We start from the raw sequence: 20,349 nt of genomic DNA on the forward strand, positions 1-20,349 counted from the left end.
AGTGACGGGTCCGGGGATCACCCAGGCACACCGAGATCGCGCACGAGTTGCTCGGCCATGCCCATGGCGTCGTCCGACAGCAGGCGGACACGTTCCAAGAGGAACGCGAACGCCTCGGGTCCCTCGCGCCGGAGTTGCTCCTCGTCGCAGTTCTCAAGGGCGTGGCAGGCACGCGCCAGGTCCATGAACCCCAGCATTCCCGTCGCCGACGCCATGGAATGGGCGCGATGGCGCAGCCACGACCTGGCGTCGGGCTCTGCGGCATCCCCATGGAAACTTGTCCCGAGTTCGCCGACGAGCAGCCCCAGGATCTCCCCCAGCCGAGTGGGCTTCAGGTCTCGCCCCGCCTGATCGTAGATCGAGCGGTCGAACGCCGACGATGCCCGCCGGTCGACCGGTGCGACCGCCGCAGAGGCGCCAGCGCCTAGCCAGCGCTCGATGACGTCGAACAACTCCCGGCGTTGGAAGGGCTTCCCGACGTGGTCGTCCATGCCTGCCTCGCGGAATGCGCGGACCTGCGTGGGCAGGACGTTCGCCGTCATCGCGATGATCGGGACCGTCGCCGTCGGCACCTTCGAATGCCGGATCGCACGCGTCGCCGACATCCCGTCCATGCCCGGCATCTGCACGTCCATCAGCACCAAGTCGAAGCCGCCGGCGGCAACGGCCGCGACCGCCGCCGCGCCGTCGCCCGCGATCTCGACCTCATGGCCCTCGCCTGTGAGGACGGCCTTGGCGAGCTCCAGGTTGATGGGGGAGTCGTCCACGAGGAGCAGGCGGCCCTTCCTCCGGACGACGGTCGCCGCCGGGCTAACGGCATGGCCGGCGGGCGCCTCGGCGAGCGGGAGCTCCACGAGGAACCAGAAGGTCGACCCACGGCCCGCGTCCGAGGCGACGCCGATCTCGCCGCCCATCAACCCAACGAGGCTCTTGCTGATCGCGAGGCCGAGGCCCGTGCCGCCGTAGTCCCGGCTAATCGAGCCGTCGACCTGGCTGAAGCGTCGGAACAGGCGCTCGCGCTTCTCCTCGGTGATGCCGATGCCGGTGTCCGTCACGCGCAGGCGCAACCGGCGGCCCGTCAGGCCGTCCCCCTCCGACTTCACGTCGAGGGTCACCGAACCTGTCTTGGTGAACTTGACCGCGTTGTTGAGCAGGTTGAGCAGGACTTGGCGGAGGCGGCCCTCGTCGCCCATCACCCATTCCGGAAGGTCGCGAGAGAGGTTCGTTCCGAGTCGTAGGCCCTTCGCCTCCGCCTGCCCGCGCACGATGGATGTGCAGGCGTCGAGGAGGGGGAGCAGCGCGAAGGGACGTGGCGAAAGCTCGACCGCGCCGGCCTCGACCTTTGAGAAATCGAGGATGTCGTTGACGACGGCGAGGAGCGCGGCCCCCGAAGAACGCACCAAGTCGGCATGGCGATGCAGGTCGGGATCGAGCCGGTTCGAGGCCAGCATCAGGTCGGTGAAGCCGATGATCGCGTTCAGGGGCGTCCGGATCTCGTGGCTCATCGAGGCCAGGAAGTCCGTCTTGGCCTCGTTCGCCCGCTCCGCTTCCGCCCGCGCGGCTTCGGCCTGGGCCTTGGCCTCGCCCAGCGCGATCTCTGCCCGCTTCCGGGCCGTGACATCGAGGGTGAGGCCAAGGACCTTGGACGTCCTGCCGTCGGTGTCGACCTCGACCCGGCCGATGGCGGAGACCCAGCGCAGGCCGCCGTCCGGCAGCGGGATGCGGAACTCGGTCGTGTAGCTGCCACCGGTCTCGACCGCCGCGCCTAGGTCGGCGAGGACATGCCCGACGTCCGCCGGGTGGGCCAGCGGGCGCCACTCGCGCTCCACGTCGATCTCGGTCTCGGCGTCCGCCAGGCCGTGCTGGCGCGCGCATTCCGCCGACATGAGGACCCGGCCGGTCACGACGTCGTAGCTCCAGGTGCCGGCCTTGGCGGCCTTCATCTCGGCTTCGTGCCGGCGCCGCTCGGACAGGTCCATCGCGATGCCGAGGTAGCCGAGGTCCCGGCCGTCGGCGGCCCTCAGCAGGCTGACGTTGAGGAGCACCGGATGCCGCTTGCCGGCCTTGGTGACGTAGGTCCACTCCGCGGTCTCCGACAGACCTTTCCGGGCGCGGGCGACGAACACCTCGAAGCCCGGCTCGATCCGCTCGCCGAGTTCGTTCGACAGTTGGGCCGCGCGGGCGGCGACCTCCCGCGGGTCGTGGAACACGCCTGGCGTCGACGCACCGACGACCTCGCTTGCGGCATAGCCGAGCATTCGCTCGGCCGCCGGGTTGAACAGGCTGATGACGCCGTCGAGACCCGTCGCGATGACCGCGTAGCCGGCATGCCGGAGGATCGCGTCCTGCCACGCCGAGGCGGCCCTGAGCTGCGCGGTCCGCTCGGCGACCTGGCGTTCGAGCGAGGCATTCAGCGAATGGATCTCCTCCTCAGCGGCGAGTTGGGCGCCGATGTCCCGGATGACCGTGGCGACCCCGACCGTCTCGCCGCGCTGGGACCGGATCGGAGAGACCGTGACGAGGACCGGCACCGCACCACCGTCGCGGCGGAGCCGCAGTGTGGACAGCGGCGGGACGGGCTCGCCGAGGCGCACCCGTGCAAGGGTCTCGCGCTCCTCTGCCTGCAGGTGCGCCGGCACTACGAGGTCGCCGGCTTGGCGTCCGATGGCCTCGGCGGCCGCGAAGCCGAAGAGCCGTTCCGCCGCCGGGTTCCAGTCCGTCACGATGCCGTCCAGTGTCTTGCCGACGATGGCGTCCTCGGCGTTCTCGACGATGGCCGCGAGGCGGCTTCGCTCGACCCCGGCCAGCACCTCCCGGCGGCGCCCAGCCAGGCGGAGATAGGCGATGCCCGACAGCATCAGCATCGCGGCCAGTACGGCGCTGCCGAAAAGGATGGGCGGGGCCAGATTCAGACTCGATACGAACCGGGGACGCGCGCTGACCTCAAGGTCCCAGGATCTCCCGAACACCGGGATGGACTTGCGTCGGACCAACGCGGGGTCGGAGACGGATTTGGCTTCGTCCATTCCGAAGAAGCGCACCGTTGCGTCGGGTGCCGCGTCGGAGATGGCCACGGAGAGTTCGGTCGGATCGAGGTCCAGACCCGTGAGGACCTCGTCGATGACCAGCGGCGCGTAGGCCCAACCGAAGGTGCGGGCGCGCCGTTCGGCGGCCGTCCCGCCCGGCAGGTCGACCCGGGAGACGGGCAGGTAGAGCAGGAAACCCCGCTCGCGCATGCCGCTGGCCTGCACCAGGGTGATGGGTGCCGTCAGTGTCGCCCGACCTGTCTCCATCGCCGCGAGCGCGGCGCCGCGGCGATGGTCCTCGGAGGCGACGTCGAGGCCGACGGCTTCCCGGTTGCGCTCGACCGGCTCCACGTACTGGATCACGTAGCGCTCGCCCATGTGCGGCGTGATCTGGCGCAGCTTGAACTCGGGTGCGCCGTCCAGGCGTGCCTTGGCGACGAACGAGCTCTCCTCCGCCGGTCCGACGCGCCGGATGAAACCGAATCCCCGGGCCCCGGGAAATTCCAGGTCGAGATCGCGGGTCAGGCTGTAGTCCCGGAAGCGGTCCCGCGTGATCCCGCTCCCGCCGCCGGCCACGACTGCACCCCGGGCGCCGCGGAGAGCATATTCGTACTTTGCCATGCGTTCGGAGACCGCCGAGGCCACACGGACGGTGGCGGCGTCGAGACGCTCCGCGGTCACCCTGGCATTGCGGGCCTGTAGCAAGGTCGCGGTGGCGAGGGCCATGAGGAGGCCGAGGACCACCAGCACCGTGGCGGCGACGCTTGGCGCCGGAGCTGTAGCCCGAAGGCCGGCGTACGAGGTGTCATCCGTCGCACGCGCCTCGCCTGTCTTCCGCCCTGCGGACACGGTCATGGCCGGCAATCCCCGTTCCCGCGGTCTACGCCGGACGCCCCCGGATACCGTGTTCGTGCGTACCATGTCCTGGTCCCGATCCAGGCGGGTCGTTCCGAGCGACATGGCGGGACCCCTCAGGCCCGTTGCCAAGACAGGGACTGCAGGCCCTTCCGACCGAAGCGCGCGTCTTCCGTGACCTCGCGTCCGATCCAGGGAGGAAGGTCGAGTTCCGTCGTGCCGTGGCGCATCCTCACCCCCGCGATGACGATGCCTGCAAGGCGTCCTCGGTAGACGTCCACCTCCCACGTGGCGCCGGCATGCTGGACGGCGTGGCGGATCATGGAGCGCGGGACGCAGGCCGTGCCGGAGACGAGCAGCACCTCGGCCTGTGCAACCGGGATGCCGTATTCGAACTCGGTGTGGCTCAGGCCGTCGCGTGGTCCGGCGACCGTCAGCCATGCACACCCACCGTCCCGCCGAACGAAGACCTCGGTCCCTTGATGCTCACCCAGCATGCCGTCGGTGACTTCGCGCCAGCCCGTCGCATGCCCCATCCAGCCGTCGTTGGCGACGAGGAACCGACGCGCTGTCCGGCTGCGCAGCGACCATGTCTCCGCCATCAGCCGGGCCGCCGCGGCGCTCATCACGCCGTGGAGTAGGTCTCCGAGTTCCCCAACCCGGTAGGGCTTCGGCAGGAAGCGCGCGCCCGGCACCATCGATTGCACACGGACCGGTCTCGCCGACATGTAGATGACGGGGATGTAGGGACGCTGCGCCCGTGCCTCGACCGCTAGGAACAGCCCGTCGATGGAGCCCGGCATGTGCACGTCCGTGACGAGCGCATCGGCACGTTCGCCCATGGCGAGGTATTCGAGCGCTGAGAGGCCGTTCCCATGTGCCATGGCGATGTACCCCGCCCTGGTGACCTCGGCGACGACGACTCCGCGGGCGACCGGATCGTCCTCCGCGACGATGACGACCGGCGGTCTTGCAGGCTGGGCCATGGGGGGTCTCCGGCTCGATACGCGACGCCACGCCAGAAAACCTTGGATCCGACGCGTAAGGCCAACCTACGGGGTCCTCGGAGCATGGCCATTAGTCCGCTAGAGCTGATATCCAGGCAGGCATAGGCTTCATGGCCTAGGTTGGCGGGCGCCATGTCCCGTGTTGGACGACCCCTTGCGCGGCGAGGATGAGAGGAATGATGCCTTCCCTCGGCCAAGCCGTCATAGCCGACGACGACCCCTTCTTCCGGATGGCGCTGGCCGCCGTCCTGACGACGCAGCTCGGCTTCGAGTCGGTCCACGAGACGGGCTCCCTCGACGAGGCCCTTGAGGCGCTCGCCGAGAAGCCGACGGTCCGGTTCGCCCTGTTCGACCTGGCGATGCCCGGGATGGCCGGGGCCGAGAGCCTATCGGCGGTGCGGGAATGCCATCCCGAGGTCCTGACCGTGGTCGTCTCCGGGTCGACGCGGCGCGAGGACGTGTTCATGGCCCTGCGCGCGGGCGTCCACGGCTTCGTCCCCAAGGGACCGACCGTCGAGGCGCTGATCCAGGCCCTGCGCATGGTGCTCGACGGCTACGTCTACGTACCCGCCTTCGTCACGCGGATCGAGACCGGCGACTGTAAGGCGATGGGTCAGGGCGCCGCCCCTCCGCCCTCGTGGCGGATGGAAGCGGCGAGGCCTGACGCGACGGCCAACCTCACCCCACGCCAACGCCAGGTCCTCGACCTCATCGTCGCTGGGCAGTCCAACAAGGAGATCGCCCGTTCGCTCTCCCTCGGCGAGGGCACGGTGAAGATCCACGTGGCGACCCTGCTCAGGGTGCTCGGCGTACCGAACCGTTCGGCGGCGGCGGCATGGGGCGGCGCCAACCTCGTCCGGCAGCGGCCGGCCGCAGCCGGACGATAGGCCGCCAGGCCTATCGGGCCGACCATGTGGACGAGGTGACGGCCCCGGGGGCCCATGCGCTGATGGATGCCAGCCGTCCCCCGACGATCCGATCCGGTGACGCGACCGGCGAGACCAGGAAGAAACCCATGGCAGCCGAGCCCGACGACCTCGATGCGGCGACGTTCGCCCATGTCACGGCCCTGCTTGGTGCCGGCCGGGCCCGCGAGCTCATCCTCATCCTCGGCACCCTGGTGGTCGAGTTGCACGGGGCCGGCGATGCGTTTCTCGCCTGTCCGGACGGCCTGGCCTCCATCCATCGCTTGAAGTCCGAGGCGGGCCTGATGGGCTTCGCGCGGCTGGGGCGGGCTTGCGAGGCCATCGATGGCGCAGCCCCCGGCGCTGCCTTGGCGGCGGACGCCATGCCGTCCCTGCGGATGGCGCTCGCGTCGGCTTTGCCGATCGTCGCGCGGCTGTCCGACCCCGATCAGGGACGGCCCGCAAACGACGCGGCGCCGCGTCGGGCCGCGCCGGCTTTCGGGGGATGACCCTGTGCAGTGACGGCGAGGACGGGGACGGGATGGCCCGGAGCGGCGGCGACCCGCCCGGGGTCTCCGCCGACGAGGCCGAACGGCTCTCGGTACTGTCGGAGTACCGTATCCTCGACACGCCGCACGAGGAGGCGTTCGATGCCATCGTGCGGCTGGCAACCGACCTTTGCGGGGCGCCAGTCGGGATGATCACCCTGGTCGCGTCCGACCGCCAATGGTTCAAGGCGCGCATCGGCTTCGACGATCCCGGGACCCCGCTGAGCCATTCAATATGCCTGCACGCCCTTCCCGAGCGGACCCTGCTGGTCATCCCGGACCTGACGCTGGATGACCGCACCCTGTCGAACCCCGCCGTCACAGGAGCCGCGGCCATGCGCTTCTATGCCGGCGCACCCCTGAGGACGGCTTCGGGGCACGCCCTCGGCACCCTCTGCGTGATCGACCATGCGCCTCGCGGGGACGGGCTCACCACGCGCCAGGCCGACAGCCTCCGCGTCCTGGCCGGGCAGGTCATGACCCTGTTCGAGGCCCGCCGGGCCCTGATCGCCCAGGAAGAGGCCGCGGAAGGCCTGCGCGCCGGCGCGGCCTTTCTCAAGGGCATCCTCGCCGCGACGCCGGACTGCATCAAGGTGCTCGACCTCGAAGGCCGTCTGACGTTCATGAACGATCCGGGACTGCTCGCAAGGGACATCGACCGTTTCGAGCCGGTCGAGGGGAAGCCGTGGAGCGGTTTCTGGGACGGTCCCGAGGCGGCGATGGCCGAGGAGGCGGTCGCTGCGGCCCAATCGGGTGGTGCGGGGCGCTTCGAGGGCTGGTTGGCCACGGACGGAGGCGTTCGGAAGTTCTGGGATGTCCGCGTCACCCCCATCATGGGGCTCGACGACAGGCCCGAACGCCTGCTGGTCGTGTCGCGCGATCAGACTGAAACGCACGCAGACGCGATGCGCCAGTCTGCGTTGGCCACGCTCGGCGGACGCCTCAGGGAGATGACGAAAGCGTCCGAGGTCGCAGCCTGCATCGCCGAGACCGCCGGCCGGACGCTCGGCCTCTCGCAGGCCGCCTACGGGGCGGTCGACCCGGCGGACGGCACCATTGCCTTCGAACAGGACTGGACGCGCCAGGGACCGTGCGGCGATCCGGGCCGGCATTCCCCTGCGCACCACGGCACCGACGACGACGGCCTGCGGCGCGGATCGACCGTATCCATCGCGGACGTCCGGGAGGACATCCGCACGGCATCGCAAGCGGACGACCTCGCCGATCAGGGGATCGGGGCGATCCTGAACGTGCCGGTGATGGGGAGCGGGCGCCTCGTGGGGGTCCTCTGCATGCACGAGGCGGCGCCGCGCGCCTGGACGGACCGCGAGACGACCTTCGCGAAGGCCATCGCGGAACAGGCCGGTGCCTCCCTCGCCAGGATCTCGGCGGACGAGCAGCAGCAGCTCCGCACCCGCGAAGTCAGCCACCGTTTCAAGAACCTACTCGCAATGGTCCAGGCCATCGCCACCCAGACCATGCGGTCCGCCGGCGACGTCCGCGCGGCGAGCAACATCCTCGCGGGACGTCTCGCCGCGCTGGGGCAGGCCCAAGACCTCCTGCTGGGGGGTGAGTTGGGCAGCAGCCCCATCCACGACGTGGTGAGGAATGCGCTGCACGTTCACGTGGACGCCGCGACCCGATCCACCCTGTCCGGCCCCGAGATGCGGATCGGGGGTAAGGTCGCCCTGTCGCTGTCGCTGATGCTCCACGAACTAGCGACCAACGCGGCCAAGTACGGTGCGTTCTCGACGCTCAATGGGGGTGTGGCCGTCGCCTGGCTGATCGTCGAGGGAGGCGACGAACCGCGCGTGCGCCTAACCTGGGTTGAGCATGGCGGCCCGCCGGTGGTCGCGCCGACCCGCAAGGGGTTCGGGAGCCGGCTGATCGAGCGCGGGCTCGCAGGGCAGGTCGGCGGCAGAGTCGAGCTGTCGTTCCACCCGACCGGACTCACCTTCCTTATCGAAGCCCCGCTTGCCGCCTTCGAGGCGGAAGGCTGATCGCTGACTATCATTCTCTGCCTCGCCGATGAGGTCGAATTTCGGCCAATGAGCTTTGACGTCAACATTTATGTCCGCTTATGGACACCACCGTAACTGGAAGCAGCCAGATCGCTTGCCACCCAATGTGGCCGTAGAGCGGCCCGACAGATCCTGTTCCAACGTCCTCTCGGTTAATACCTGCGTTGCTCGATATCTGCTGTTCGCGGATCGAGCAGTCTCGAACCCACCAACGCATAAGCGACCTTATGGAGTAGATCCAAGCGTCTACCGCCTACCCCAAACCAATGTCATGAATATTTTTGAAGTGACAGGAAGTATCAAACGGAGGTTCACATAACAAACGTGAAAAATTGCGGCGTGTGACGCCGTGGTGGGCAGTTCAACGTCTTTCCGAGGCATCAGATTGGAATGACTTCAGATTTTAAGTGCTCTAAGTGTGTGTTTTATAACACGTTTTTGCCTTGCTGTATTGTCTTGAAGCGGTCATGAATTCAGTGCCGCGCCGCCTGAGGCGCCGACCAGTGTGCGTCATGCTCAATCGCTCCTCACGCCTTGCTCTGCTCCTCGCCACGACTGCCCTGACCGGAGGCGCAGTGGCTCAGGAGCGAAGCGTTCAGCTCGACCAGCTCTCCGTGGAGGGTACGGCCCCCGGGCCGGCGATCGGCAGCGGAGCCAATCTCAGCGGGGGCGATGGTGGAACGGCGGCGACCAGTGGCGGCGGGGGCGGTCCCTCCGGGATCACCGGCTACACCGCCCGCGTCAGCCCCACGGCGACCAAAACCAACACACCGCTGCTCGAAACGCCCCAATCGGTCACTATCCTCACCCGTGAGGCGCTCAACGATCGCAACGTCCAGACGCTGAACGAGGCCATCGGCTACGTGGCCGGCGTGTCGTCGAACGTCTTTGGCTTCGATCCACGCTTCGACTCGTTCTTCGTGCGCGGCTTCAGCCTGACCTATGACGGCATCTTCCGGGACGGCCTGCGCCAAGTCGCGTCGGGCCTGACGGTGCCGCGCATCGAGCCCTACGGCATCGAGGCGGCGACGATCCTGCGCGGACCGGCCTCCGGCCTCTACGGGCTCGGCTCGCCCGGCGGCATCCTCGACGTCACCACGAAGCGACCGGTCTTCACGCCCTTCGGCGAGGTGCAGCTGCAGGTCGGCAACTTCGATCGCTACCAGGGCAATTTCGACATCGGCGGCCCGGTCGAGGGCACGGGCGGCACGCTCGCGTACCGCGTCACCGGAATCCGGCGGCAATCCGACAGCTTCATCCCCGGGGGCTCGGACGACCGGAGCTACATCGCGCCGGCCTTCACCTGGAAGCCGTCAGCTGATACCACGTTCACGTTCCTGAGTGAGTACCAGGAAACTAAACTCCCGGGCAGTACAGCGTTCTTCAATCAGAACCTGCGCCCCACAAGCCTCTATTCGGGCGATCCGGCCTTCAACGCCTTCAGGCAACAGCAGGGTCGCGTCGGCTACGCGTTCGAGCACCGTTTCGACGCAGATCTCGTCTTCCGGCAGAACTTCCGCTTCTACGACATCAGCAACGACTATCGCTACGCATCGATCGCCGCCCTTAGCCCCGACGGACTGAGCGCGAGCCGTTCAACCGGATACTCGCGGCAGTTCCTCAGCCAAATCACCCTCGACAACCAAGTCGAGGCGCATGTCACCACCGGGCCGGTCCAACATACGCTGCTGGCGGGCATCGACTACGCGCATTCCGACTTTAACTACCGCTTCGGCTTCGGCGCCGCCCCCGACCTCAACATCATCACGCGCAACTATGGCCAGCAGCCGATTCTCGTGCCGCCGCTGGGCTCACGCACCGCGCAGAGCCAGGATCAAGTCGGGCTGTACCTGCAGGAGCAGGCCAAGTTCGATCGCTTCGTGCTCACCCTGACCGGACGCTACGACTGGGTGTCGCAGAGCACAAACACCGCCGGCGCCACCGCCATCCAGCAGAACGACCAGGCCTTCACCGGCCGCGTCGGTCTCAACTATCTCCTGGCGCCTGGCCTGGTTCCCTATGCGAGCTACGCGACCACCTTCGCGCCACAGCCGGGCGTCGATGCCGCCGGGCGGGCCTTCCGGCCGGCGACGGGCGACCAGATCGAGGCCGGCGTCAAATACCTGATCCCGGGCACGAACATCCAGGCGGGGTTCGCCGGCTTCGACATCGTTCAGAGCAGTGTGCTGCGCACGGACCCGAACAACATCGCCTTCCAGGTGGCGACGGGCGCCGTCGAGTCCCGCGGCTTCGAGATGGAGGCCATCGCCAACTTCGCGCCCGGCACCAACCTGACCCTCGCCTACACCCATCTCAATCTGCGGTACCTTAGCCAGACCTCGTTCGGAGGACAGTCCCTGGACGGCAACGCGCTCTCCGGTATTCCGGGAGACACCTTCACGAGCTTCCTCAGCTACCTGTTCCCGCCGGGCTCGGCTCTGCGCGGCCTGACCCTTGGCGGTGGCATCCGCTTCAATACCAACAGCTTTGCCAACGACGAGAACACGGTTCGCAACCCGACCGTGACGCTGTTCGACGCCCTCGTCGCCTACGACTTCGCCGCCCTCGATCCCAAATACAAGGGCTTCCGCGCCCAGGTGAACGCCAACAACGTCTTCGACCGCGACTACTTCACTTGCCAGGCGGGCTTCTGCTATCGGGGCGCACCCGCAACCGTCATCGGCAGCCTGATCTACCGGTGGTAAGCGAGGACGACCCCATGGTCATGGCCGGTAACGCTCGGGAGACGGACAAGGCCTGCATAGGCCGTTCCCTGTGAGCGCTCTTGTCTCTCGCCGCACCATGGCAGGCCTCCTGGCGGCCGGTCTGGCCGGCGTCGGGCCGATGCCGGGCAGGCGGTCCGCACTGGCCGCCAGTCCGGACCAGCCGGCCCGACTCGCCGGCGCAGTGGGGTTTGATCTCGGCGGCGGGGAAGATCATCCGCCGTGGCGGATCACGCTCTACGTCCCGCCCGGCGAGGCGCCGGCCGCCGGGTGGCCCGTCCTCTACCTTCTGGACGGCAACGCGGTGACGGCCACCGCCATCGACATCGAGCGGGTTCAGGCCCCGTATCCGGAGGCCACCGGGATCAGCTCACGGTTCGCCATCGTGGGCATCGGATATCCCGGAGAGGAGGCCTATGACGGTCCGCGCCGCTCCTGGGACTACACGCCGCCGCCCGGACGGTCATACCCGCCCCATAAGCCCGGCGGGCCGGCGATCCGGACCGGTGGTGCCGATGCCTTCCTCCAGTTCATCGTGACGGAGCTCCGGCCCGCGATCGAGCTGCGGTGCCGAGTTAACCCGGCGCGTCAGGCTCTGTTCGGCCATTCCTTCGGTGGGCTTTTTACTCTCTACGCGCTCGCCCACAGGCCCGATGCGTTCTCGCACTGGATCGCCGCGAGCCCGTCCATCCATTGGGAGGATCGCATCCTGCTGGCAAGTCTCCCACGCCTCGAACGCGAACCGCCCTCCCGTGCCCGCGTGCTCCTCTCGGCGGGAGCCTACGAGGAGACGCTGGCGCCTTTCCAGGACCATGCCCCGGACCGCGAGGCGCGCCTGAGCCATCTGACCGCGGCAAGGATGATCGAGCTGGCCCGCACCATGGCGAAGCGGCTCAACCGGATCCCAGGCGTTGAAAGCGAGTTCCGGTTGATTGCTGGACGAACTCACATGACTCTCCTGCCCGAAGCTCTCAATGACGCCATCGAATTTTTCATGAAAAAATTGGCATAATATCGATATGTACGTATGATCCGATCAATAAATCTAGAGTTTATACTAAATAATTAAGACTGAATATCTTGTAGATACAGATATAATGAGTATTATGTGCCCCTACGTTTAAACTTCCCACTTCCCCTCACCGTTTATTGATTCTGACAACAAAAGGAGTAGACAGATCCCAAAGCAAATTGGTCGTTCGCTAAAAGCTTCGTTGATGCTTGAAAGCGGTCGTTCGTATAAAGGCGGCTGGGACCCGCGCATTCCTGTGCAACCAATCAAAGACCATGCGGGTGCTGAGGAATAAATTAGGCGGGTTATCATAAAGCAATTTGTCGAAGAAGAACCGAGACGACCGCCCCCGGCTGCGCTTTGGAACTATAGATACTTGAGCCAGGCGATCTCTTGACGTGCCGCCTTGAAGCGCGAGAACCACGCCGTCGGCCAGTACAAGGGTACGACCAGCCCGACGTACCAGGCCAGCACCCAGCCGTAGTTCGCGACGCCGAACACCGTGCCCTGCGTCGGGCCCCAGATGGCGGCGGCACCGTGATACAGGAGCCGCAGGATCGTCAGGTGGAGCAGGTAAAAAAACAGGGGCGCACCGCCGAACACCGCTAGGGCCGCGACGACTGGGGCGTCGCGCATTCGTTCAAGGGCGACGAGGAACAGTGCCCCGATCGCGAGCGTCAGCAGCAGGAACAGCAGCGAGGGGGGATACTTCGTCAGCGCGAGGAAGCTCATCGCGGTCCGAAGCGCATCGCCCTCGACCACGAACCAGGGCTTGTCGCCATACCCGTTCGCCAGCCGCAGCACCACGAAGGCGACGAGCATCCCGCAGCCGAGGGCCAGGAACCGGCGCTCGCGGGTGCGCGTGGCGACTTCGGGCAGAAACCACGGGCCGACCGCGTAGCCGAGCACGATCACGCCAATCCATGGGAGCACGGGATAGGTCGTCTTGGCGACCAGCCCCAACGGCAGGGCGATGACGTCACGCTGGTGCAGCATCGCCCAGGCCGCGAAGAACGGTTGGTCGGGCCGGAGGTGGATCGGGTCGAGGAGGTTGTGTCCGCAGACGATCAGCAATCCGACCGCGAGGAGGACCGGGCGTGGCAGACCGATCAGCACCGCCAGGACGACCATGCAGACGCCGATGCACCAGATCACCTGCAGCCAGAGCGTTGGAATGGCCACGCCCCAGTACAGTTCCGACAGGTAGATAACCTCCAGTGCCATTAGAACAAGGCCACGCTTCAGCAGGTAGGCTCGCGTCTCCGACAGCGTGTGCCTCGTGCCGAACAGGAAGGCTGCCACGCCGGTCAGCGAGATGAAGATGGGCGCGCACAGGCTGACGACGAGGCGGGCCAGGGCCACGGCTGTCAGGGTGGTCCGGGCGTCGACCGGGTCGGCCACGGGAACGTGGAGGAACCAGGTCTCGCGCAGGTGGTCGAGGAGCATCAGCACCATCACCAGCCCTCGCAGGGCATCGATCGAGGCGATGCGGCTGGACACGGCCGGTGCGCAGGCCGACGCCTCAGGTTTTCCCGGACGCTCGCCCATCAGAACCGCGCCGTCATGCTGACGGTGACCCGCCGCGGCTCGCCGACGCCGACCCAGAAGGTGTTGTAGGAGCGCTCGTAGTAGGTCTCGTCGAAAATGTTGTCGACGTTCAGGCCGAAGCGCAGATTCTCGTAGCGGTAGTAGGCCAGCGCGTCTGTCAGGATGTAACCGGGCAGCCGGAAGCTCTCGACTCCGCTGTCGCCGAGTCGCGAGCCGACGGCCCGGAACCCACCGCCGATCCCAAAACCCTTCCAGTCGCCGGCCTGGACCTCGTAGATGCCGAGCAGGGAACCGCTGTGGCGCGGGATGTTGAGGAGGGGTGACCCGGGACGCAGCACCTCGTCGCGGGTGACGGCCGCGTCGATGAAGGCGTAGCCGCCGATGACCCTGAACTCAGGCGTGACCTGTCCGACCAGGCTTACGTCGAAGCCCTGGCTGCGCACGGCCCCGGCGGCGATCTGGAAGAAGAAGTCCGCCGGATCGGTGGTGAGCACGTTCTCCTTCTCGATGTGGAAGGCGGCGCCCGTCACGCTGAGGCCGTCGAACAGGTCGAGCTTGGCCCCGACCTCGTAGGCGAACCCGGTCTCGGGAGCGAAGGGCCGCGTCGCGCTGTCGAAGCCGGTATTGGGGCGGAACGAGGCGGCGACGTTGCCGTAGAGCGCCAGGAACGACAGCGGCTGGTAGACGAGGCCGGCCCGCGGCGAGAACCCGGTGCGGTCCTGCTCGGTGCGCTCGCCCGCGACCTTGTCCCGGAAGGTCTGGTTGTAGAAGTCGGTTCGGTTGCCGACGAGCAGCTTCCATTCCGGGCTGAGCGCGATCTGGTCCTGGAGGTAGACGGCTGTGTTGCCGACGTTCTCGCTGGCGCCGTAGCGGCGCGTGAACGGAGGCTTGGCCTGCCCGTAGACGGGGTTGAACAGGTCGATGGCGAAGGGGTCGAGGCGCGGGGTCGAGCGCTGCAGGTTCTCGGTACTGTTGTAGCGCTCGTGCTCCAGGCCGAGCAGCAGGGTATGGGCGATGGGCCCGGTTTCGAAGCGCCCGACGAGTTCGGCCTGCCCGATGGCGACGCCCCAGGTGAAGTCGTGCCGGCGGAACTCGCGCAAGAGCGTACGCCCGTCGTCGAGGATCCCGGTCGCGCCGGTCTGCAGGCCGGTGAGGCTGCCGGTGTTGAGGTGGGTGGCGACACGCAGTTGCCAGTCGGTGTTGAAGGCGTGCTCCAGACGGACCTGCAACAGAGCGCTCTCGGACACGGAATCGTCGCCCGGCTCGCCGAAGAAGCGTGAGCGCGGGACGAGGCCGAGGCGATTGTTCACCGCGACGGTGCCTCGGTCGAAGGTCTGGCGGTTGCGCACGTACTGCGCCTCGAAGATGATTTTGGTGTCGGGCGTCACCTGCCAGCTCACCACGGGCGCCAGGAGCACTCGGTCGCCGTCGACGAAATCGCGAAAGCTGTCCTGGCGGGCGAGCGCGCCGTTGAAGCGGTAGAGCACGCGGCCGTCCTCGCTCAGCGCCCCGCCGGCATCGACCGTGGTGCGGGCGGTGCCGAAGCTTCCGAACAGTGTGCCCATCTCGACGAAGGGTCGCGCTACGGGCTGCTTGGTGAGGATATTCACGGTCCCGCCCGGATCGCTGCGGCCATAGAGGGCGCCGGCCGGGCCCTTCAGGACCTCGATGGACTGGACGTTCTGGGTGTCGGGGGCGCCGTTGTAGCCGCGGGCGATGTTGAACCCATTCTGGAAGATATCCTGGGTTGCGAAGCCTCGCACCGAGTACAGGGCGAGGTTCTGGGCGCCGAAGTCGTTCTGCTTGCCGACGCCGGGCACGTAGTCGAGGGCGCGCTCGACCCGGGTCGCGGCGGTGTCGACCAGGACCTCCCGGGGCACAACGTCGACCTGCTGCGGCAGGTCGCGGCGCGGCGTCACCGTCTTGGTGCCGCTGTAGAGCTCCGGCACCCGGTAGGTCGGCGTGGCGGTGAGGGTCCCCTCGACCGACAGCGCATCGAGCACCACGGCGGTCTCCCTGGCGGGCGCCCCCTGGGCGGCCACGGCGGTGGGGATCGCGCAGGACAGGGCCAGCACGGACATCAGCGGGATGGACGGTGAACGGTACACGTTGATGGGCCTCGGGCGACGGCAGTGGCACGTCACCGCGAACGAGGCCGAACCACGCGCAGCGCGCATGCTTCCGCACCCGCCGGGGCACCCCGCCCAGCGTGTCTCGCGTGTGACCACGACTGACGGCAGGTCTCCTGGCTCGCGGGTCATCGCCCTTCACCGTCTTCCCGAGCGAGGCCGCTCAGTGACGTCGGTGGCGAAGGGCTCGCCGCTTACAGTTGCGGGGGCAGCCGCGGCGTTGGGGCTACCCCCGCACCGCGTTCCCTTTTGATCCTCCGGGGAGGAACCGTCACGGCCGAGCTAACATGCCGACGCCCATGCCCGTCAACGGACCAAGTGCAATGCACGAGGGGTTATGCCCTGCCGGCAACACTTGGGAACACGGATCGCACGCTGCGTCCGTCAGGTCAGGACCTCGACCTGCTGCGGCGGCAAGCTACGCCACCAAGCGTCCGGGGATTGGAAAACCTCGTAGGTGAACCGGAGGACCTCATCCGGCTGGCGATGCGACGGGTCCACGCGACCACGCTCCGCGTTGCGGGCTTTCAGGACCTCCCACGGCACGTCGAACACTTTCCACTCCACGGTGAGCCCGTGTCGGGCGACGATCCCGAGCTCGCGCTCGAACACGGGTCTGGTGAGATGTGTGTCCGCCATCACCACGCTGAAGCCGTTCGTCAGGGCGGCATCCAGGGCCGCTTCCTTGACCCGGTGCAGGAGGTCCCGGGCCGCATCGTCATGTGAGCCCTGCCTGAGTTCCCAGTAGACCTGCCGGTGCGGCGGCCAGAGCGTCTGACGGAAGTCGTCGAGGGTGAGGTGGACCCAGCCGTCGAGCGGATCGAAGCGGCGGGCGTAGGTCGTCTTACCCGCACCCGGGCAGCCGATCAGGCCAATCACCCTCTGGGGTGCCCCCGGACGATTCCTGCCGGGCACCGTCCGGGTCACGGTCAGGCCGTCGCCTCCGCATCCTCGTCGTCGCTCGCCGAGCCCTCGATGATCTCGTCGCGCAGGTAACGAGCCTGGGCCTCAGCGACGCGGCGTGCGCCCTGGGCGTGGCGGGTCGATACCGTGCCGCCGGGCGCCTCGGGCCCGCCGCGCTTGATCGCCACGAGTTCCGGATCACCCCAACGGTCGAGCATCTCCTGGAACGCTTCGTAGCGGCCGGCGTCGAAGGCGATGCGGTCGCCCATCATGTCCTTGTAGGGATGGGCCGGGTGCAGGCCGGCGCAGGGGACCCAGCCCGCCGGGATTGGCGTCGTGGCGGCATGGGTCCGACCGCTGCGCAGGAGCTTGGGCAGCACGTGCGTATGCGGTCCTTCAGGACTGGTACCGCCGGGACCAGGGATCGGGGCATAGACCTCGACGCGCCCGACCCGCGCCAGGAACACCCGGTGCGGGCTCATGGCGACGAGATGCGGCCCGATGGGGTTTGCGTGGTCGAATAGCGGCATGCCGACGCCGGCCCGCAGCCGCTCGACGGCCTCCGGATCGCGTACCCGCACGCAGGCATCCACGGCGAGAAGGCCGAGGCCGAGGTCGAACAGGATGCCGTCGCGATCCTCGACCCGGGCGGCGTTCCGGTCGGGCCCGAGCTCCGTCACCACGGTCCTGCGGTTCATCGCGCAGGTCGCCTCCGGCAAGCAAAGCGCGATGGCGTGGTTCCAGCCGGACGAAACGGCCGTCTCGTAGGCGACGGGCCGCAGGTCGGAGCTCGGGGTCAGGGCGATGGCCCCGCGCGCTGTCGCAAGTCCCAGGCGCTCGTCCGGCAGCGCCACGACGGGTTCGTCGGGATCGCGCATGAACTCGGCGATGGCACCGAAGCTGCCCAGGCTCCAGGCCGTGGTCGGATCGGCCAGTGCACCGCGCAGAAGGGCGACGGTGGCATTAGGGCTGTTTGGGGAAGGTTGCATCGATCTCCTCCGTGAGAGGCCCCGAACGGTTCCAGGGCAGGATGTAGGCGGTTCCGTCCGGTCCAGCTCCACGGCAAACCGTGACGCCGAAGACGTCCGAAAGTAGCCGGTCGGTCAACGCAACGTCCGGGTGTCCATCGGCGGCGACACGTCCCTCGCCAAGGACCACGATCCGGTCGCAGAACCGGGCCGCGAGGGAGAGGTCGTGCAGGACGGCGACGACGCCGGTGCCGGCCAGGGCCACGCTCCGCAACAGCGTCATGGCGTCGAGCTGGTGGGCCGGGTCGAGTGCGGTGATCGGTTCATCGGCCAAAAGCCACTCCGCTTCGACGGCGAGCGCCCGCGCCAGCAGCACGCGCATCCGCTCGCCCGAGGACAGGGTCGGTTCGGTCCGCTCGGCGAAGCGCGCGACGTCGGTCCGTGTCATCGCTCGGTTTATGGCGGCGTGATCGGCGCCATCGAGGCCACCGAACGCGCGTCGATGCGGTAGCCGCCCGAGAGCGACGAGGTCTTGCACCTGCATCGGCCAACCGGCCCCCGCGCCATGGAAAAGGACCGCGATGCGCTTGGCGCGCGCGTCGCGGGAGATGCCCTTGAGCGGCATACCGTCGAGATCCACACGGCCCTTGGTCGGGGCGACCAAGCCCGCGAGGGTGCGCAGGAGGCTGGTCTTGCCAGCGCCGTTCGGACCAACCAAACCGACGAGGGTCCCGCGTTCCAGGGACAGGGTGATATCCGAGAGGATGGCACGCCCGCCGAGGCAAACATCGAGAGCTGCGGTCGCGAGGCTCATGCGCCACGACCCCGTTCGCGCAGGAGGAGCACGATCAGAAACGGTGCCCCAACGAGCGCAGTCACCACACCGAGCTTTAGTTCCGGGCGCGTCGCCAGGAGACGAACGCCCAAGTCCGCGGCAAGGACCAGCGCGGCCCCGGCGAGGCCACTCGGCCACAGGCTGGCGCCGGGACGCGCACCGACCAGTGGTCGCACGAGGTGGGGCACCACGAGGCCGACGAAGCCGATGGCGCCGCTGACGGCGACGCCGCTGCCCACGGCCAGCGCTGCGCCGGTGACGAGGCGTAGGCGAACCGAGACCAGATGGAAGCCGAGGCTCGAAGCTGTGTCCTCGCCCAGCGTCAGGGCATCCAGCGCGCGGCCGGTGGACAGCATCAGGCCCCAGCCGACCGCCATCAACGGCAGGCATAGCCAGACATGGTCCATGCTGCGGTCCGCGAGCGACCCCATCAGCCAGAACACGATCTCCAGGGCCGCGTAGGGGTTGGGCGACAGGTTGAGCGCCAGCGCCGTCATGGCGCCGGCGAGGCTCGACAGCGCGACGCCGGCGAGGATCAATCCCAGGGTGGTGCCGCCTCTGGCGGCGACGAGGTTCAAGGCGAGCGCCGCCACGGCGGCGCCGGCGATCCCGCCGAGCGGGAGGGCTAGGCTGAGGGAGGCCGCGAACCCGCCGTAGAACACAACCACGGCCCCGAGGGCCGCAGCCGAGGAGATGCCGAGGATGCCGGGATCGGCAAGCGGGTTGCGCAGGTAGCCCTGCATCGCCGCCCCGGTGAGCCCGAGGCTGAAGCCGACGAGGCCCCCGAGGAGGGCACGGGGCAGGCGCAACTCCCAGAGGACGAGGGCAGGCAGTGTCGCGCGTCCTGCGAGGAGGTCGCCGGCCGCCGCCGTTACGTCGAATGGGGCGTACCCGACCGCGATGGACGCCAGCGTCAAAACGAGAACCAACAGGCCAAGGAGCCCGACGATGCCGCGTGGTCCGACGACCGCGCGTTCGATCCGGGTAGAAGGTGGAATGGGTGCGTTCATGGCACTGCCCGTTCGCGTGCGGCGGCGGCGAGTAAGGCCACGACCTCGGCGACCTGCGGACCTGGACAGGTCCAGAGCCGGTTCGGAATCGAGACGGTACGCCCCTGCCGGCGCAGCGCGTCGAGGACGGGATGATGCAGCAGGGCATCGGCCAGCGACGGCGCGCCGGGCTCCCCCTCGTCGAGGACGATGAGGTCGGCGTCGGCCAAGGCCGCCGCTTCCAGCGGGACCTGCCCGAACCGGTCGCGACCGAGTTCGGCGGCGACGTTGACGAGGCCGGCGGCGCGGATGATCGCATCGCCAAGGCTGCCGGGTGCCACCGTGAAGGCGTTCGGACGCATGACCAGAGCCCGCAAGGGCTTGGGCGCCGGCACCACCTCGGCCAGTCGCGCGTCGAGAGCCGCGACCATCGCCTCGCCGCGCGCCGGGTGCCCGAGGGCCGCGGCGACGGTCCGGATCTGGGCTCGCACCCCCTCGAAGTCGTTGGGTACGCCGAGTTTGAGGAGGGGGAAGCCGACGCGCTTGAGCAGGCCCACCGTGGTCCGTGTCGTGAAGGCACCGGCGACGACGAGGTCGGGCCAGAGGGCGACGATCTCCTCCGACAGGCCGCGTGTCACTGCGATGCCCATGGCCTCCCGCGCGACGGTCGAGCCGCGTGGGTCATGGGCGAGGTAGGTCACGGCGGCGACCTGATCGCGGTCGGCAAGCCGAAGTACGAGCTCGTCCGCGCAGAGGTTCATCGAGACGACATGCCGGGGTCCCCCGGATGCCGGGGCGGCCATCCCAGCGGCAATCGACCAGATTTGGCTGACCGCCAGCATCACCGTCAGGACCGCGAAGCCTGACCGTCGTGCCATCG

Annotated in this window: 14 protein-coding genes and 1 riboswitch; of the genes, 5 read left to right on the forward strand and 9 right to left on the reverse strand. The window is 68.2% G+C overall.

The annotated features are described in order from the left end of the window. Window positions 1–17: 17 nt before the first annotated feature. Window positions 18–3,881 (reverse strand): CHASE domain-containing protein, encoded by a 3,864-nt coding sequence (locus tag ASF52_RS12085; RefSeq protein WP_056172085.1) that lies wholly within the window; start codon window positions 3,879–3,881, stop codon window positions 18–20. 116 nt (window positions 3,882–3,997) lie between these two features. After that, the gene (locus ASF52_RS12090) at window positions 3,998–4,867 is read right to left on the reverse strand and encodes a response regulator (RefSeq protein WP_056172087.1); all 870 of its coding nucleotides are present in this window, start codon (window positions 4,865–4,867) and stop codon (window positions 3,998–4,000) included. Between the two features lie 197 nt (window positions 4,868–5,064). Between ASF52_RS12090 and ASF52_RS12095 the strand changes: the two genes are divergently transcribed. From ASF52_RS12095 to ASF52_RS12115, 5 genes are all read left to right on the forward strand, one after another. Beyond that, window positions 5,065–5,775 (forward strand): response regulator, encoded by a 711-nt coding sequence (locus tag ASF52_RS12095; protein ID WP_443136675.1) that lies wholly within the window; start codon window positions 5,065–5,067, stop codon window positions 5,773–5,775. A gap of 128 nt (window positions 5,776–5,903) precedes the next feature. After that, window positions 5,904–6,302 carry a hypothetical protein gene (locus ASF52_RS12100; RefSeq protein WP_156630124.1) on the forward strand — a complete coding sequence of 133 codons (399 nt, stop codon included), beginning with the start codon at window positions 5,904–5,906 and terminating at the stop codon, window positions 6,300–6,302. A 32-nt stretch (window positions 6,303–6,334) separates the two neighbouring features. Then, window positions 6,335–8,341, forward strand: a complete 2,007-nt coding sequence (locus ASF52_RS12105; protein ID WP_056172091.1) for a GAF domain-containing protein — start codon at window positions 6,335–6,337, stop codon at window positions 8,339–8,341. 533 nt (window positions 8,342–8,874) lie between these two features. Next, window positions 8,875–11,067, forward strand: a complete 2,193-nt coding sequence (locus tag ASF52_RS12110; protein ID WP_056172094.1) for a TonB-dependent siderophore receptor — start codon at window positions 8,875–8,877, stop codon at window positions 11,065–11,067. 97 nt (window positions 11,068–11,164) lie between these two features. Then, window positions 11,165–12,097, forward strand: a complete 933-nt coding sequence (locus ASF52_RS12115) for an alpha/beta hydrolase (RefSeq protein ID WP_082515299.1) — start codon at window positions 11,165–11,167, stop codon at window positions 12,095–12,097. A 366-nt stretch (window positions 12,098–12,463) separates the two neighbouring features. Here ASF52_RS12115 and ASF52_RS12120 read toward each other — a convergent pair whose 3' ends face one another. The 7 genes from ASF52_RS12120 to ASF52_RS12150 all read right to left on the reverse strand — a co-directional run bounded on the left by ASF52_RS12120 (window position 12,464) and on the right by ASF52_RS12150 (window position 20,272). Further along, window positions 12,464–13,645 carry a DUF1624 domain-containing protein gene (locus tag ASF52_RS12120; RefSeq protein WP_056172095.1) on the reverse strand — a complete coding sequence of 394 codons (1,182 nt, stop codon included), beginning with the start codon at window positions 13,643–13,645 and terminating at the stop codon, window positions 12,464–12,466. Next, window positions 13,645–15,753, reverse strand: a complete 2,109-nt coding sequence (locus ASF52_RS12125; protein WP_244473787.1) for a TonB-dependent siderophore receptor — start codon at window positions 15,751–15,753, stop codon at window positions 13,645–13,647. The genes ASF52_RS12120 and ASF52_RS12125 overlap by 1 nt, the downstream gene beginning before the upstream one ends. Window positions 15,754–15,863: 110 nt before the next feature. Beyond that, window positions 15,864–16,062, reverse strand: a riboswitch (cobalamin riboswitch). Between the two features lie 96 nt (window positions 16,063–16,158). Further along, window positions 16,159–16,653 carry an AAA family ATPase gene (locus ASF52_RS12130; RefSeq protein ID WP_056172097.1) on the reverse strand — a complete coding sequence of 165 codons (495 nt, stop codon included), beginning with the start codon at window positions 16,651–16,653 and terminating at the stop codon, window positions 16,159–16,161. Window positions 16,654–16,703: 50 nt separating this feature from the next. Further along, window positions 16,704–17,666: a DUF6925 family protein gene (locus ASF52_RS12135; RefSeq protein ID WP_056172099.1), complete on the reverse strand. Its 963-nt coding sequence runs from the start codon at window positions 17,664–17,666 to the stop codon at window positions 16,704–16,706. After that, window positions 17,641–18,459 (reverse strand): ABC transporter ATP-binding protein, encoded by an 819-nt coding sequence (locus tag ASF52_RS12140; RefSeq protein WP_056172100.1) that lies wholly within the window; start codon window positions 18,457–18,459, stop codon window positions 17,641–17,643. The genes ASF52_RS12135 and ASF52_RS12140 overlap by 26 nt, the downstream gene beginning before the upstream one ends. Then, window positions 18,456–19,490, reverse strand: a complete 1,035-nt coding sequence (locus tag ASF52_RS12145; RefSeq protein ID WP_056172102.1) for a FecCD family ABC transporter permease — start codon at window positions 19,488–19,490, stop codon at window positions 18,456–18,458. The genes ASF52_RS12140 and ASF52_RS12145 overlap by 4 nt, the downstream gene beginning before the upstream one ends. Beyond that, window positions 19,487–20,272: an ABC transporter substrate-binding protein gene (locus ASF52_RS12150; RefSeq protein ID WP_056172104.1), complete on the reverse strand. Its 786-nt coding sequence runs from the start codon at window positions 20,270–20,272 to the stop codon at window positions 19,487–19,489. The genes ASF52_RS12145 and ASF52_RS12150 overlap by 4 nt, the downstream gene beginning before the upstream one ends. Window positions 20,273–20,349: the final 77 nt, after the last annotated feature.

The sequence above is a fragment of the Methylobacterium sp. Leaf112 genome (assembly GCF_001423295.1).
Taxonomy (GTDB): domain Bacteria; phylum Pseudomonadota; class Alphaproteobacteria; order Rhizobiales; family Beijerinckiaceae; genus Methylobacterium.